This is a genomic window from Devosia oryzisoli (genome assembly GCF_014837245.1).
Lineage (GTDB): Bacteria > Pseudomonadota > Alphaproteobacteria > Rhizobiales > Devosiaceae > Devosia > Devosia oryzisoli.
In genome coordinates this window covers 684768-699090 of record NZ_JACYFU010000001.1, presented here as the reverse complement: position 1 = coordinate 699090, position 14323 = coordinate 684768, and the positions used below count along the sequence as shown (strand labels likewise).

The 14323-nt window shown below is 62.0% G+C and carries 14 protein-coding genes and 2 tRNA genes; 9 read left to right on the top strand and 7 right to left on the bottom strand.

From position 1 onward, the window contains the following. Nucleotides 1–32 precede the first annotated feature (32 nt). On the top strand, nucleotides 33–1079 hold the full coding sequence (locus IC608_RS03580) for a LacI family DNA-binding transcriptional regulator (protein ID WP_191772681.1): 1047 nt from the start codon (nucleotides 33–35) through the stop codon (nucleotides 1077–1079). Between the two features lie 313 nt (nucleotides 1080–1392). Here IC608_RS03580 and IC608_RS03575 read toward each other — a convergent pair whose 3' ends face one another. Further along, on the bottom strand, nucleotides 1393–2184 hold the full coding sequence (locus IC608_RS03575) for a glucosamine-6-phosphate deaminase (RefSeq protein ID WP_191772679.1): 792 nt from the start codon (nucleotides 2182–2184) through the stop codon (nucleotides 1393–1395). Between the two features lie 106 nt (nucleotides 2185–2290). Here IC608_RS03575 and IC608_RS03570 point away from each other — a divergent pair, with 106 nt between their 5' ends. From IC608_RS03570 to IC608_RS03555, 4 genes are all read left to right on the top strand, one after another. After that, nucleotides 2291–3256 (top strand): extracellular solute-binding protein, encoded by a 966-nt coding sequence (locus IC608_RS03570; protein ID WP_191772678.1) that lies wholly within the window; start codon nucleotides 2291–2293, stop codon nucleotides 3254–3256. Nucleotides 3257–3317: 61 nt separating this feature from the next. Then, nucleotides 3318–4325: a hypothetical protein gene (locus IC608_RS03565; protein WP_191772676.1), complete on the top strand. Its 1008-nt coding sequence runs from the start codon at nucleotides 3318–3320 to the stop codon at nucleotides 4323–4325. Beyond that, nucleotides 4325–5461 (top strand): ABC transporter ATP-binding protein, encoded by a 1137-nt coding sequence (locus IC608_RS03560; RefSeq protein ID WP_191772674.1) that lies wholly within the window; start codon nucleotides 4325–4327, stop codon nucleotides 5459–5461. The genes IC608_RS03565 and IC608_RS03560 overlap by 1 nt, the downstream gene beginning before the upstream one ends. Beyond that, complete coding sequence (locus IC608_RS03555; RefSeq protein ID WP_210316184.1) at nucleotides 5458–7161, top strand: ABC transporter permease; 1704 nt, start codon at nucleotides 5458–5460, stop codon at nucleotides 7159–7161. The genes IC608_RS03560 and IC608_RS03555 overlap by 4 nt, the downstream gene beginning before the upstream one ends. A gap of 458 nt (nucleotides 7162–7619) precedes the next feature. On the opposite strand, the gene IC608_RS03550 is transcribed toward IC608_RS03555, so the two are convergent. Next, nucleotides 7620–7696: transfer RNA gene (locus tag IC608_RS03550), tRNA-Asp, on the bottom strand. A gap of 271 nt (nucleotides 7697–7967) precedes the next feature. Between IC608_RS03550 and IC608_RS03545 the strand changes: the two genes are divergently transcribed. Together IC608_RS03545 and IC608_RS03540 are read left to right on the top strand one after the other, a co-directional pair. After that, nucleotides 7968–8177 carry a DUF2188 domain-containing protein gene (locus tag IC608_RS03545; RefSeq protein ID WP_191772671.1) on the top strand — a complete coding sequence of 70 codons (210 nt, stop codon included), beginning with the start codon at nucleotides 7968–7970 and terminating at the stop codon, nucleotides 8175–8177. A 94-nt stretch (nucleotides 8178–8271) separates the two neighbouring features. Continuing rightward, nucleotides 8272–8517, top strand: a complete 246-nt coding sequence (locus tag IC608_RS03540; RefSeq protein WP_191772669.1) for a DUF6894 family protein — start codon at nucleotides 8272–8274, stop codon at nucleotides 8515–8517. Nucleotides 8518–8544: 27 nt separating this feature from the next. Here IC608_RS03540 and IC608_RS03535 read toward each other — a convergent pair. The 3 genes from IC608_RS03535 to IC608_RS03525 form a co-directional block, all read right to left on the bottom strand. After that, nucleotides 8545–8620, bottom strand: a tRNA-Val gene (locus tag IC608_RS03535). A 124-nt stretch (nucleotides 8621–8744) separates the two neighbouring features. Further along, entirely contained in the window at nucleotides 8745–9017 is a 273-nt protein-coding gene (locus IC608_RS03530) for an HU family DNA-binding protein (protein WP_191772667.1), read from the bottom strand. A gap of 242 nt (nucleotides 9018–9259) precedes the next feature. Continuing rightward, the gene (locus IC608_RS03525) at nucleotides 9260–10756 is read right to left on the bottom strand and encodes an NAD(P)H-hydrate dehydratase (protein ID WP_191772665.1); all 1497 of its coding nucleotides are present in this window, start codon (nucleotides 10754–10756) and stop codon (nucleotides 9260–9262) included. A 175-nt stretch (nucleotides 10757–10931) separates the two neighbouring features. Between IC608_RS03525 and IC608_RS18420 the strand changes: the two genes are divergently transcribed. Both IC608_RS18420 and IC608_RS03515 read left to right on the top strand, forming a co-directional pair. Beyond that, nucleotides 10932–11579 carry a PilZ domain-containing protein gene (locus tag IC608_RS18420; protein ID WP_191772663.1) on the top strand — a complete coding sequence of 216 codons (648 nt, stop codon included), beginning with the start codon at nucleotides 10932–10934 and terminating at the stop codon, nucleotides 11577–11579. A 112-nt stretch (nucleotides 11580–11691) separates the two neighbouring features. Continuing rightward, complete coding sequence (locus tag IC608_RS03515; protein ID WP_191772661.1) at nucleotides 11692–12378, top strand: hypothetical protein; 687 nt, start codon at nucleotides 11692–11694, stop codon at nucleotides 12376–12378. A gap of 69 nt (nucleotides 12379–12447) precedes the next feature. Here IC608_RS03515 and glnA read toward each other — a convergent pair whose 3' ends face one another. Next, complete coding sequence (gene glnA / locus IC608_RS03510; protein ID WP_191772659.1) at nucleotides 12448–13857, bottom strand: type I glutamate--ammonia ligase; 1410 nt, start codon at nucleotides 13855–13857, stop codon at nucleotides 12448–12450. 73 nt (nucleotides 13858–13930) lie between these two features. Further along, nucleotides 13931–14269 (bottom strand): P-II family nitrogen regulator, encoded by a 339-nt coding sequence (locus IC608_RS03505; protein ID WP_046105125.1) that lies wholly within the window; start codon nucleotides 14267–14269, stop codon nucleotides 13931–13933. Nucleotides 14270–14323: the final 54 nt, after the last annotated feature.

The window sequence follows — 14323 nt, the reverse complement described above, 5'->3', positions numbered from 1 at the left end:
CAATGACCTTCTGGACACAACCAGAGACTTCGATGACGCCACGCCAGAACAGACCGACGATCAACCAGGTCGCCGCCGCCGCAGGCGTTACCAAGTCCAGCGTATCTCGTGCCTTTACCCGCCCTGAGATGCTGAGCCCCGAAACGGTGCGCAAAATTTCCGCCGCCGCAGAGCGACTGGGCTATGTGCCCAACCATTCCGCGCGCGCACTCAGCACGGGACGCCACGGCAACATCGCTCTGATCGTGCCCGATGTGGCCAATCCGTTCTTCCCACCCCTGATCAGCGCCGCGCAGTCGGAAGCCGATCGCTTCGACTACTGCGTCTTTCTGGGCAATTCGAACGAAGACCCCGGCCAGGAAGACAAGCTCATCGGCCGCTTCGCCGGCCAGGTGGAAGGCTTCGTCCTGGTTTCGTCGCGACTAAGCGACGACCAAATCGTCGAGCACGCCGCGCGCCGACCCGTGGTGCTGATCAACCGCGACGTGAAGGGCATCCCCCGCATTCTCATCGACAGCGCCGCGGGCGTCGCCGAGGCCGTGTCGCATCTGGCCACGCTCGGGCACAGGAAGCTTGTCTATGTGGGAGGGCCGCACGGCTCCTGGTCGAACAAGCAACGTCGCATCGCGGTTAGACGCGCAGCCAAGGACCATGGCCTGGAGGTTGCCGTCATCTCCAACGAATTCGCGGCGTTCGAATCGGGCCGCAAGATAACTGCTGCCGCCCTGGCCACGGGCGCGACGGCCGCCATCGCCTTCGACGATCTGACCGCCCAGGGCATGCTCGCCGAACTCGCGGACATGGGCGTGGCCGTGCCGGCCGATTTCGCGGTGGTTGGCTGCGATGACGTGCTGGGCGCCGCCACCTACCCCCCGCTCACCACTGTGTCCAACCGCTCCGTCGAGGCCGGCAAGGCAGCCCTCAACTTGCTGATGGAAATCCTCCAGAACAACGCCATACGCGACGTGCGCTACGTTCTAGACACGAACCTCGTCATTCGGAAGACAACCGGGCAGGTGAAGGCAGGCAAGCGCTCAGAGGCGGCCTTGGGATCTGATGCGAACCGGGCAAGGAACTGACGCGCGCGCTTTGCCGCGTTCTCCAGCATGTCCGCAAGGCGGCGCTCGAGGTCCATAGCTCCCTCTTTCGGTTTTTAGGGAACCAGGAAGCCGAACTCGACTGCGCCGCTGCGAAAGCTCCAGGTCTCGCTTGGTGCGCCGTCGTGAGATGCCGGGAAATGGCCAGAGGACTTTCTGAGATTTCCGCAGCAGCCAGGACTGGCGTGACCCCGATGGGTATCCGTCGCACATCAGAAATTTTCGTGATGACCGCTCCGAGCGCACGGCTCGACGCCACCATCGCGGCTCCTGCGCCACCTTCAGTAGTCTGAGCTTATCCGCGGCCGAGGAGTGCCGCCGATGCCTGGTCCAGGTGCAGGGTGGTGTTGCGATGCTGCTGGAGGATCGAGGCCGGCACCTGTGGCGTGATCTCTCCTTCGCACGAGGCCCGCACGGCTTCGGCCTTTCGACTGTCCGGGACTGACAAAATGATGGTGCCACTCTTGAGGATTTGCTGCACGCTCATAGACACGGCGCGTAGCGGCACGTCCTCGAGGCTCGCGAACCAGCCTTCGCCCATCTGTTGGCGACGGCAGGCCTCGTCCAATTCGACGACCAGATAGGGTACGGTGGTTTCGAAGTTAGCCGGCGGGTCGTTGAAGGCGAGGTGGCCGTTCTCGCCAATCCCGGCGAAACAGACGTCGATGTCGATTTGAGCGATCCGTTGGCTGACGCGATCAACTTCCGCGCTCAGTTCGGCTGCGTCGCCGTCGATATAGATGATCTCCCCAAGATGCGGCAGCTTCTGTGCGAACCGCTCCCGCAGGTAGCGGCGGAAGCTTGCGGGATGGTCGCGTGAAATGCCCACATACTCATCGAGATGAAAGGCGGTGACCTTGGAGAAGTCGACGTCCGCCCTGACCAGGTGCTCAAGCATCTCGAACTGGCTGGCGCCGGTCGCTACGATGATGTTTGCGTGACCGCGCGCAGCGATCGCGGCATTGATCGCCTCGGCGCCCTGATGGGCAGCCGCCTGGCCAAGCGCATCCTTGGAGGTGTGGGTGATGATCTGCACGAGCCGGATGTCCTTCGGTCTGGCAGGCGTAAGCCCTGAAAACGTTTGCATACTCGCCACCAAGATTATCAACTTCGACCAGTTACGCAACCGGTTGCAAAAAAGCTTTGAGTGTAGAAGAGTGGACCATCGGCACTGCCGGAAGGAGGAGGAACCAATGAATCTGAAGTCACTTGCTCTCATCGCTACCGTCGGCACCCTGATGAGCCAGACCGCAATCGCCCAGGAGGGTGGGCTAGTCGTCTACAACCCCGCCGGGGACGCCGGTGAACTGATTATCGACGGGTTCCGGGAGAAGTACCCTGGGATCTCCATTTCGGCGATCAATGCTGGCGTGGGCGAATTGTTCACCCGTATGGCGGCCGAAAAGGACAACCCGCAGGGCGACGTCGTCCTGTGTGCGTCGAGCGAAGCCTTCCTGGCCAATCCGGACCTGTTCGAGCCCTATGAAAGCCCCGAGCTGCCCAATTTCGAGTCCGATGTCGTAGCAGCAGACCATTCCTTCTATGGCTGCTCCATGCCGCTGCAGGCGTTCATCGTGAACACCAACCTGATGAGCGAAGACCAGTACCCGCGGACCTGGGCCGACCTGGCTGCCCCGGAACTGGAAGGCAAGCTCGTGCTGGCCAACCCCTCGCTTTCGGGTTCCGCTTACGCGCAGTTGGCCCAGATTCTGCAGCTCTATGGCTGGGACGTGGCCGAGAAGGTCATGAAGAACGCGCGCTTCACCACCTCCTCGCAGAGCGTGTTCCAGGACGTCGGACGCGGCGAAACCGAGGTCGGAGTGACGGGCGAAGTCAACATCAAGACCATGATGGACGAAGGCTACCCGGTGACGGCGATCTATCCGGAAGATGGCACCGGCCTGCGCTTCGATGCCTCGGCGATCATCGCCGGCGGGCCGAACCCGGACAATGCCAAGTTGTTCCTCGATTACGCCAACTCCAAGGAAGCGCACGAACTGATAGTGTCCACCAACCGTCGCTCGGTGCGCAAGGACGTGGCGCCGCCGGAAGGCCTGATGCCGACCAGCGAGGTCCCGACCTTCCCGTATGACGACAACCTCGCGGCCTCGAACCGCGACGAGAACCTGGCCAAGTTCGACGAACTGTTCGCACAGTAACTGAACCAGAACGGTGAAGCGCGGAACTTCCGGGCTTCACCACCAACCGGGGGAGCGCCACTTGTACCATTTCCAAGGGTTCACCCAGGCCAAGAACCCTGACGCGCCTGAAACCAACGAAGACCGCGTCGTGGCCATTCCCAATCGCCTTTATGCGGTGATCGACGGCGCGACGGATATCAGCGGCCTGCGCTATGACGACCGGTTGGGGCGGGGCGCCACCGGCGGGTACCTTGCGGCTCAGGCCGTGGCCGAGGCGCTCGCCACCGCGGCTGCCGGCCCGCTGACCCGCCTCCCCGATCCGGCCGCGCTCGTCATCGATCTCAATACCGCTATCGCCGCCACCTATCAGCGGCTCAGGATCGCTGGGCCGGACATCCGGTCGGGACTGGCGCGCTTCCGCGCTGCCTTCTCGGCCGCTTTCACGGCCGGTGACATGGTTCGCCTCGTGGCGCTCGGCGACTGCACCATCCGCGTCAACGGCAAGGTAGTGCTCGACCATCATTTTCCCGGTGATACTGTGTTGTCCAAGGCGCGTGCAGTGGCCTGGGCCATGTTGCTGAAAAAGGGGCTGCGTGTTGCCGACGTCCGCCCTATTGCCCGGCAGCTCATCGTCCAGGGGCCGGCGTCCGGCACCCCGGCACCCCCGCCCCTCACCGCGGCCGACCTCGCAGCCATTGTTGCTGCGGTCCGGCGCGACGGCCCCGTGCTTGAAGCTTGCGGTAATGACCTCGCCGAGGTCGACGTGATCCTCGCGGCTGGCCTCGAAGGCATTCGTGCCGATCCAGACGCGTTCCATGCTGCCGCACTCGATGGGGTGAGCGACACCAGAAGTTCGGTCCGCGTGCTCGACCTGCCGCGGTCCGAGATCAAGACGCTGGAACTTGCCACCGACGGCTATCCGGCTCTTCCCGACGCTAGCGGTATTGCCGCGTGGGAAGCAGCGCTCGCCGAGGCCGACCGAATCGACCCGGACCGCATCGGTCCCCATGCAAGTACCAAGGGCCGGGTCGGCAAGAATTTCGGGGATGACCGCAGCATCCTTTTTATATCCGCAGGAATCAACTGATGGCCTCTTCTTCGCCGGCACCCGCCCGGCTTTCAGTCCGCGAGCTGACAAAGATCTTCAACACGCCCGAGGGGCCGGCGACGGCGGTCAAGGACGTCAGCTTCGACATTGCGCCGAACACGTTCTTCACCATGCTCGGGCCATCGGGCTGCGGGAAGACCACGACGCTGCGCATGATCGCGGGCCTCGAGACGATCACGAGCGGTCAAATCCTGTTCAATGGCGAGGACTTCCGCCGCAAGAGCGCCTTCGAGCGCAATATCGGCATGGTGTTCCAGTCCTACGCGCTGTTTCCGCACATGACCGTGTTCGAGAACGCAGCCTATGGGCTCAGGTTGCGCGGCGCCGACGAAGCCACGATAACGAAGCGGGTGCACGAAACCCTGGCCATGCTCCGCCTCGATGGACTGGCCCAGCGCTACCCGGCAGATTTGTCGGGCGGCCAGCAGCAGCGCGTCTCGATCGGTCGCGCCCTTGTCTATCATCCGGGCATGCTTCTGCTCGACGAACCGCTGGCCAATCTCGATGCCAAGCTGCGCGTCGAGATGCGTGACGAAATTCGTCGCCTGCAGAAGGCACTGAACGTGATGGCGCTCTATGTGACCCACGACCAGGAAGAAGCCATGGCAATCTCCGATGTGATCGGAGTGTTCTCCAAGGGGCGGCTGATGCAACTGGGCGCGCCCTATGACATCTATTCCGCGCCGATCTCGCTGTTTGTGGCTGACTTCATCGGCAAGGCCAACTTCTTCCCAGTCGATATTGAATCCCGCGACCACGGCCGCGCGGCCGTGGTCGCGCTTGGCGGCAGCCGCTTTGCCGGGGTCAAGACGGTGACGGCGGCAAGCGATGAGGGCGAGTGGTTCGTCAAGCCGCAGGCGGCGTTGATGATGAGCCGGCCTGAGCAGATGTGGCTCTCCTCGGCGGGCCAGCAGCTCGACAAGCCCGCCTTCACCGGACGCGCGCTACGCATTCAGTTCCTGGGCAGTTTTGTGCGTTATCTGGTCGAGACCGGCCAGGCACGCGGCGAGGTCATTGTCGATCTGCCGGCGTTCGCCGAAGGCGTGTCCGAGGGTGACGAGGTCCGGTTCGGATTGGTCGGACCAAGCCTCGTGTTCGAGGAGGGCAGCCGGTGAGCGAGCTTGCAGGAACACCGATGCCGCCAGCCACCCGGCGACGCTTGAACATCGCGCCCTATGTGGCTGGGGGCGTAACCATCTTCGTGCTGGTCGCGTTCCTGCTGTACCCCATCGGCACCACGATGCTGAACAGCTTCGCGCCTGCTGGCGAGGCGTTCAACGTGCTCAATGCGACGCTTGAGAACTTCTCACGCTTCTTCACCTCGTCCATGTACCAGCAGGCCCTGCTGAACACGATCTTCATCGGCGTGATGGTGACCGTGCTCGCAACGGCAGTGGCCGTGCCCGCCGCCTATTTCGTTGCGAGGGTGCAGATACCGTTCAAGCCCCTGATCCTGTCGTTGTCGATCATCCCACTGATCTCGCCGCCCTTCATCGGGGCTTATTCCTGGGTGGTGCTGTTCGGCCGCAGCGGCATCGTTTCGCAATACCTGAACCAGTGGTTCGGCATCCAGATGCCGCCAGTTTATGGGTATTTCGGCGTCATCCTGTCGATGGTGCTGTCGAATTTCACCTATGTTTTCCTGTTCGTGCAGGGGGCGTTGACGGCGGTCGATCCGCATCTGGAAGAGAGCGCTCGCGTCATGGGCGCGTCGCGCTGGCGCGTGCTGCGCACGGTGGTTCTGCCGCTGGCCATCCCGCCAATGCTGGCCGGCGCCATGATCGTTCTCATCGAGGCGCTCGGCGAGTTCGGCGCGCCGGCGGTGCTGGGCGGGGAGATGTATGTGCTCTCTACGCTGATGTATTTCCAGATACATGGCTTCTTCAATCTCAACGCGGCGTCGGCCATTGCACTGGTCAACGTGCTGATCACGCTCGGGGCCATCCTGTTCCTGATCCGGGTCAACAAGAAGCGCCGATTCGTGACCGTCGGCAGCACCACGCGCCGGGCGGCACTGCAGACCGGCCGCGGCATCCGCATAGTCGCCAACTGTTATGTTTGGGGATTGCTGGCACTGGCCCTGCTGCCGCAACTGGTGGTGGTGTTCACCTCGTTCGCCGAGAAGTGGCCGGGCACCCTGTGGCCCACCCAGTATGGCTGGGGCAACTATCAGTATGTGTTCAGCCGCGTCGTCGAACCGCTTCAGAACAGCCTGATCCTTGCGGCGGTGGCGACCGTGGCCTGCGTCATCTTCGGAACGCTCACCGGCTATGTCGCCGAGCGCAAGACGTTCTTCGGCAAGTGGGCGCTGGACCTCACCATCATGTTGCCGTTCATCCTGCCGGGCATCGTCACCGGGGTGGCGCTGCTGGTGACCTACAACAGCGGTCCGATCGCACTGACAGGCACCGCCCTGATCATCGTGATCGGCTATTTCGTGCGCCGGATCGCGTATATCTACCGCTCGGTAGTGGCGGCGGTGACCCAGATCGACCTCAAGATGGAGGAAGCCTCCACCGTCGCCGGTGCGACATGGGGCACTACGATGCGAAAAGTCACCATTCCCCTGATCGCCCCCGGGATCCTTGCCGGCGCAATCATCGTCTTCACCACGCTCATTTCGGAAATGAGCACCACGGTGATGCTCTACTCCGCGCGATGGAAGACCATCTCAATCGCTATCTATGAACGGCTGGAAACTCAGGAGATCTCGGCCGCCGCTGCCATCGGCTCGATCACCATCTTGGTCACGCTGATCCTGGTACTTACCGCTACCCGGGTAATCGGAAAGTCGATGTCTGAGCTTTTCTCTTAGTCGGTGGTCACGAGCAGCAACGCCAGTTGACATTGTCCGCGTGCTGGGTTCGCCCGGCGGGCTCAAGCGGGATGCTGGCGCTCCGGCTACTACTGGTCCATCGAGCCGTTGCAGAGGCCATAATTTTGCTCCAGCGATCGAGGCCATTCGACGCTCGGCGCGGGTGACCATCCGGCGGGGTGCGCGGTGGCCGCAGTTTCGCCCGATGATCATTGTATCCGGTCGGGGCGTCGGCCAGACCCACTTTGTATACCGGCTCGCTGAACTCAGCGGACTACGGCTGGACTGTCTCGGCTACATATTTGCTAGTCAACGCGGCAGAGGTCCGAACAACTGAGGAACCAAGGAGGAAAGGGCGCAAGCTTTTTGGACGAGGAACACCACGAGTTCGAAAAGTCCAAACTCGGCCTAGCCAATTTGACACTGCGTAGAGGTAAATGCGCAAACCCCTAAAAGGGTGGCGCGAGAGACGGGGCTCGAACCCGCGACCTCCGGCGTGACAGGCCGGCGCTCTAACCAACTGAGCTACTCCCGCAGCGCTTGCGAACAAGTCGTTCGCGCAACGTGGCGTCCATGTACTGGCCCCCTCTGGTGAAGTCAAGCGCCCTCCTCCGGGTTTTCTCGCCAAAACTTCTGACCTACGACATGCGCTGTGGATAACTTTGAGTGTTCAATGCAAAAGGCGAGATAGTTGACGCAAAGGGTCAAACAGTCGGACCGCCCAATCCTGTGCTCCGCTAGGCGGCGACCCCCACATCGCGCAACGCTGACCGGTCATCAGCGTTTAGATGGGGCGGGAGGACCCAATGAGCGAACGACACTTTATCGTCCATCAGAGCGACGCGGGCTGGCAGTATACTTTCATGGGTACCATAACCGGGCCGTTCAAATCGCGCCAAGATGCGATCGATGCCGCGATAGAGGCGGCCCGGGGCGAAGACAGCGACTGCGAGGTGGTGGTACAGGATTCGGATATGAGGCGGGAAACGGTGTGGCGGGCCGACCGTAAGGGATAGCGGGGCACACATCTGCCCGGATGTCGCGCGTTACGTTCAGCGACAGGGTGGCGCCTGAATGCATTGTGCCGCAGGTACAGGAAAGCATGCGAAAATGCCTACATTCTATTTCAGCATTCACCAGGCTGACGGCTCCATTTCAGACGACCTCATCGGATCGGATTTTGGCTCCGCCCAGCAGGCGCGCGACCAAGCAACCCAGGCGCTATCCGAAATGGCGATGGACATCCGGCCGGAGAGAGGCGTCACCCGAATAGAAATTCGCGTCAGAGACGCCACAGGCAGGGAGATTGCCCGCCGCTCCGCACAATTCGATGCAGAAGATTTCGAGGTTGAATAGAAGGTGCCCGCGCTGCCGAGCAGGGCTTGGTGGGCGATGACGGACTCGAACCGCCGACATCCTCGGTGTAAACGAGGCGCTCTACCAACTGAGCTAATCGCCCTTCGGCCTCGGGCCGGACGGCGTCTTGTTAGGGGCTGGTGCCCATTCCGTCAACTGGCAATCCGAAAAGCAAACGGCCCCGGCGACAGGCGACGGGGCCGTTGGACGTCTCGAGCCAGACGGTCTTAGTTGATCGCGTCCTTGAGGCCCTTGCCGGGCTTGAACTTGGCCTGGTTCGAAGCGGGAATTTGAATTTCGGCGCCAGTGGCCGGGTTCCGGCCGGTGGATGCCTTGCGCTGGGAAACAGCGAAAGTGCCGAAACCAACCAGACGAACTTCCTCGCCGCCCTTAAGGGAAGCGGTGATAGCTTCGAACACTGCGTCAACCGCTTCGGCGGCCTGTGCCTTGGTGATCGTAGCCTTGTCGGCAACGACGCCAACCAGATCGTTTTTGTTCATAGCGTTTCCTCACAGTGGATGCTCGCCATAGGTGGCGAACCAAACCCCCACTACCTTTTGCGATTCTGCTTCTCACGCAAGGAAATCCGGGAGTTTTCGGCTTCCTGGTGATGCAAAGCTGTTAATGGACCGGAAAACTGTGCCCGACAAGCCTCGATTCCATGGCCAGCCCCAATTTCTCACAGTTCCAGCGCGAAACTGCTCGACAGGCAAAGTCTGCGCGCTCGCGCCACTCTTGCCCGTCAGGTGAGCACTCCATGTTCCGAAAGCTCCAACTGATGCAGAACAGCTGGGAGCAGATCGGGCAAGTCTTCACTCAGCATGCCACTGCCGCCAAACGCCCGAGCAGCGGCCCCATGGATCCAGACACCCGCACAGGCTGCCTCGAAGGCCTCCATCCCTTGGCCCAGAAGCCCAGCCACGACGCCGGCCAGCACATCCCCTGCCCCGGCAGTGGCCAGCCAGTGTGGCGCGTTGCTGTTGATGGCCGCTCTTCCATCTGGAGCCGCGATCACTGTGTCGCTTCCTTTAAGAACAACGACCGCACCGGACAACTGCGCGGCGGCGCGCGCGCGGCTCAACTTATCGCCCTCCAATTGCCCGAACAGCCGCTTGAACTCCCCCTCATGCGGCGTCATGACGACGGGCGCCGATCGATCCCGGATGGCGCTGAACAGGATCGCCCGATGTTCGGCGAAGCTGGTCAGTGCATCGGCGTCCAAGACCGTCGCGGCCGCTGTCCTAAGAATCACCTGAACGCGCTCGGCAGTCTCGGGACCGGAGCCGGCTGCGGGCCCGATGACGACAGCATTCATGCGACTGTCTTGCAGCAGTTCCGCCAAGGCGCTGCTGGTTGCCGCCGGCTTGAGCATGATGGAGGTAACGTGGTTTGCGTGCACGGCCAACGCCTCTGGATGTCCCGTCAGCGAGACAACGCCTGCCCCGCTGCGGAACGCGCCGTAGGCGGCAAGCCGCGCTGCACCGCTTTGAAGCGGACCACCTGAAACGACGACCACGTGGCCACGGTCGAACTTGTGCCCCTCCGCTCCGGCTTGCGGAAGGCACCAAAGAGAAGGCGTGTTGTGCCAAGCGTCGATCTCAAGCTCCGGGAGCACACGGGAATCGATCCCGATGTCGGCCACGACCGTCTGGCCGCAATGCTCCCTGCCTGGGAGCAGGTAGTGGCCCAGCTTGGCGCGAAAGAAAGTCACGGTAAGCGTCGCTCGGATCGCGTGGCCGCGGATCACGCCGCTAGCCCCATCGATGCCACTGGGTACGTCGATGCTTACGATCGGCAACCCACACTCATTGGCACTCCTGATGGCTTTGGCAAAATCTCCTTCCACCGGGCGGTCCAGCCCAGCCCCCAGCAGCGCATCCACTATGAGCGCGGCGTCCCCGAAACCGACATCGGTCTCCCTCAGCACAGGCCCATCCCACATTCTGAAGGCCTCAAGAGCATCTCCCTGCAGCTTGCCGGCATCACCAAGCAGGCGCACGCTCACCCTCCAGCCGCGGGCCCGCAAAAGGGCGGCAGCAACGAACCCGTCGCCCCCATTGTTGCCGCCTCCGCAGAGCACATGAACGGCACCGGGAGCAAATCGCGCGGTAATTTCCCCCATCACCGCGGCACCCGCAGCAAGCATAAGGCGGAAACCGCTGATCCCGCCATCAATGGTCATGCGATCCGCTTGCGCCATCTGCGCGGGGGTCAAGAGTTCTTGGCCGTGATCAGTCATGATGCCTCCCGAAATCGCGGCAGTGTTGCGCGCCACCAACGCCACGGCAATACGATCGATCCCCCCGTTAAGACTGTCTTCATGACTCAGGACGCTTTGTCATGGCGTGGAGGCGCTGAGCGACGCCGCGCCCGCGCGACTGGCAGTGGCAAACATCACACTTGGGAGGGGACCCGTGGCGTTCACGGCAGATCTTGAGGTGCCGGGGCGGCAGTCTCAATACACCTGGCATGATGTCCGCTTCATCGGCGCCATGCCGGGACGCTATACCCTGCCCGAGCGCAGGAGCGGTCCGGACAGCAAGCTCGAAGTGTACGCCTGCCGCCTTTGCTCGATCTCGACGCGGATGTTCGTTGCAATGGCCCCAGTGATCGCCGCAGAAGGAGAGCAGGTGATCGCTCACTTCGACGAATTCGGCATGATCCGCGGCCGGGCCGCGCGCCGACTGCCCTCGGGAATCGTCGTGGCCTTGGACATCTCCCCAGACGAAAGGGACAAGCTGGGCGCCAAGATTTCCTGGCAGAAAAAGCATGTCCATTCGCAGGTGCCGGACAAGCGAGAGCACAGGCGCATCCTGCCCCGTGATCCACGCACGGTAGTCACGCTGGCGGATGGGAGTCGGGTAGATGGCTTCGTTATCGACATATCCCGCTCGGGTGTTGCGGTCTCGGCCCCGATCTGGCCCGACATCGGCACCCCGATGGCTGTTGGCCGGATCGTTGGACGCGTTGTCCGTTACCTCGAAGTAGGCTTCGCCCTTCAGTTCATCGAGCTTCAGCCCTTCGATGAACTTGAGCAGTTGCTACAGCTGCCCGTGGGCTGACGGAGACTGGTCAAGGCGCGGTTACGGTTCTCGATCAACTTGCACTATTGCGGTCAAGTCTCCCTTGAACGTCTGATCATATTCTCGCGTGGCTACAACCAGAAGGTGCAGCATGAGTGATTGCGTCCAGAGCCAGACTTCGCTTTTTGGCATAAGCACTGTCACCGGCCACTACGTCATTGGACGCGTGCCCATGCGGCCAGGCATCAACCTCTACGCCTGTCGACTGCGGTCCATCAGCACCACGCGTTACAATGTCGTGGCTCCGGTAATTCCCACCATCGGCGAGAGCGTCACCGCAAACCTGGGCCCGTTTGGCACGCTGTCCGGTAAGGTCGAGCAGAACACGGAGGATGGCTTCGTTGTGGCGATCTCGGCCGGAGCAACGCGGCAGGAGGCTCTTGCAAGCCAGATCAGCGAGTTCCGCAACCGCAGTTGGAGCGGTCTCCGCGAGCGCCGTGGCGACCGCCGTTTCCTGGCCCACGAGCCGCGTTCGATGATGGCCCGGCCCGACGGCTGGGCACAGCCGTGCCTCATCATCGACTATTCCGCATCGGGCGTCGCCATCTCGGCAGGCTATCAGCCGGAGGTCGGTGAGGTCGTCACCATCGGGAAGATCACGGGCAGCGTCGTGCGCATCTTCGACGCCGGATTTGCCGTCCACTTTTTCGAGCGCCAGGATGCCGCGTCTGTCGAATCGCTTCTGGGCGCTCCCCAAGAATGGCGCGAAGCCGCCCGACTGTCGGCCACGGGTCCCTACGATCCGGTGCAGCCTGTCCTGGTCGGCACGGAAACCTGATCACAGCTATCTCGAGAGAAAGAAAAAGGGGCCGCAACGGCCCCTTTCGCTTGCTTGTAGCTGTGCCTCTTAGGCCGAGTAGTACATCTCGTACTCGACCGGGTGCGGCGTGTGCTCGAACTTGATCACTTCCGTCATTTTGAGGTCGATGTAGGCGTTGATGAAATCGTCGTCCATCACGCCACCTTCCTTGAGGAAGTCGCGGTCCTTGTCGAGGCTTTCCAGCGCCTCGCGCAGCGAACCACAGACGGTCGGGATTTCCTTGAGCTCTTCCTTGGGAAGTTCGTAGAGATCCTTGTCCATTGGGTCGCCCGGGTGGATCTTGTTCCTGATGCCGTCCAGACCGGCCATCAGCAGCGCGGTGAACGCCAGATATGGATTCGCCAGCGGATCAGGGAAACGTACTTCGACGCGCTTGGCCTTGGGCGACTGGCCGAAAGGAATACGGCAGGAGGCCGAGCGGTTACGGGCCGAGTAGGCCAGCAGCACGGGGGCTTCGAAGCCGGGCACGAGGCGCTTGTAGCTGTTGGTGGTCGGGTTGGTAAAGGCATTGATCGCCTTGGCGTGCTTGATCACGCCGCCGATGTAGTAGAGGCACTCCATCGAGAGACCAGCATACTGGTCGCCTGCGAACAGAGGCTTGCCGTCCTTCCAGATCGACTGGTGGCAGTGCATCCCCGAGCCATTGTCGCCATAGACCGGCTTGGGCATGAAGGTTGCCGTCTTGCCGTAGGCGTTCGCGACCTGCTGGATCACGTATTTGTAGATGAGCACGCTGTCGGCCGACTGGATCATCGGCTGGAACTTGATGCCCAGTTCATGCTGTGCGGAGGCCACCTCGTGGTGATGCTTCTCGATAATGACGCCCATCGAGCCCATCGCCTCGAGCATTTCGCCGCGCATGTCCTGCGCGCTGTCCAGCGGCGGCACCGGGAAGTAGCCCTTCTTGATGCCGATGTGATGGCCGTTATTGCCCGACTCGTAGTCCGCGTCGTTGTTCGTGGGCAACTCGGAATGGTCGACGGAGAACCCGACCTTGTAGGTCGTGTTGGAATACTTCACGTCGTCGAACAGGAAGAATTCCGGCTCCGGGCCAAACACCACGGAATCGCCGATGCCGCTCGAGCTGACAAGGGCCTCGGCCTTCTTGGCGATGGAGCGCGGATCGCGGTTGTACGGCTGGTAGGTGGCGGGCTCGAGAATGTCGCAGTTCACGGCCATGGTGGCGGCCGAGAAGAAGGGATCGATATAGGCCGACGCCGGATCGGGCATCAGCACCATGTCGCTTTCGTTGATGGCCTTCCAGCCGGCGATCGAGGATCCGTCGAACATGACGCCCTCTTCGAACATGTCGGCGTCCACCACCGAAACGTCCATGGTGACGTGCTGCAGCTTGCCGCGCATGTCAGTGAAGCGCAGGTCGAGATACTTGATGTTCTCGTCCTTGATCTTCTTGATGATGTCGCTTCCGGTGGTCATTAGGTCTTCCCCTGTCAAAATCGGAATGCTTGTTGCGGTTTGTGGCGAGACGGCCAAGCGGGCAAAATGCCGCCTAGAGCGCGTCGTCGCCGAATTCCCCGGTGCGGATACGGATGGCCTGCTCGATCGAGTAGACGAAGATCTTGCCGTCGCCGATGCGGCCGGTTTGGGCCGCGGTGCGGATGGCTTCGATGGCTTTTTCGGCCAGGTCGTCGGGGCAAACCACTTCGACTTTCACCTTCGGCAGGAAGTCCACCACGTATTCCGCACCGCGATAGAGCTCGGTGTGGCCCTTCTGGCGGCCGAAACCTTTGGCCTCGGTCACGGTGATGCCCTGCAGGCCAACTTCCTGCAGTGCCTCTTTGACTTCGTCGAGCTTGAACGGCTTTACGATAGCCTCGATCTTTTTCAACTGTGCCTCCAATGGCCTTCTTGGGCGGTTGCGCTCTTCGTATGCACGGGCTGT

Excerpts from the sequence above, each read along its gene's own strand:
- IC608_RS03580 (WP_191772681.1), top strand. The coding sequence starts at position 33 with ATGACGCCACGCCAGAACAGACCGACGATCAACCAGGTCGCCGCCGCC.
- IC608_RS03575 (WP_191772679.1), bottom strand. The coding sequence starts at position 2,184 with ATGCAAACGTTTTCAGGGCTTACGCCTGCCAGACCGAAGGACATCCGG.
- IC608_RS03570 (WP_191772678.1), top strand. The coding sequence starts at position 2,291 with ATGAATCTGAAGTCACTTGCTCTCATCGCTACCGTCGGCACCCTGATG.
- IC608_RS03560 (WP_191772674.1), top strand. The coding sequence starts at position 4,325 with ATGGCCTCTTCTTCGCCGGCACCCGCCCGGCTTTCAGTCCGCGAGCTG.
- IC608_RS03545 (WP_191772671.1), top strand. The coding sequence starts at position 7,968 with ATGAGCGAACGACACTTTATCGTCCATCAGAGCGACGCGGGCTGGCAG.
- IC608_RS03540 (WP_191772669.1), top strand. The coding sequence starts at position 8,272 with ATGCCTACATTCTATTTCAGCATTCACCAGGCTGACGGCTCCATTTCA.
- IC608_RS03530 (WP_191772667.1), bottom strand. The coding sequence starts at position 9,017 with ATGAACAAAAACGATCTGGTTGGCGTCGTTGCCGACAAGGCTACGATC.
- IC608_RS03525 (WP_191772665.1), bottom strand. The coding sequence starts at position 10,756 with ATGACTGATCACGGCCAAGAACTCTTGACCCCCGCGCAGATGGCGCAA.
- IC608_RS03515 (WP_191772661.1), top strand. The coding sequence starts at position 11,692 with ATGAGTGATTGCGTCCAGAGCCAGACTTCGCTTTTTGGCATAAGCACT.
- glnA (WP_191772659.1), bottom strand. The coding sequence starts at position 13,857 with ATGACCACCGGAAGCGACATCATCAAGAAGATCAAGGACGAGAACATC.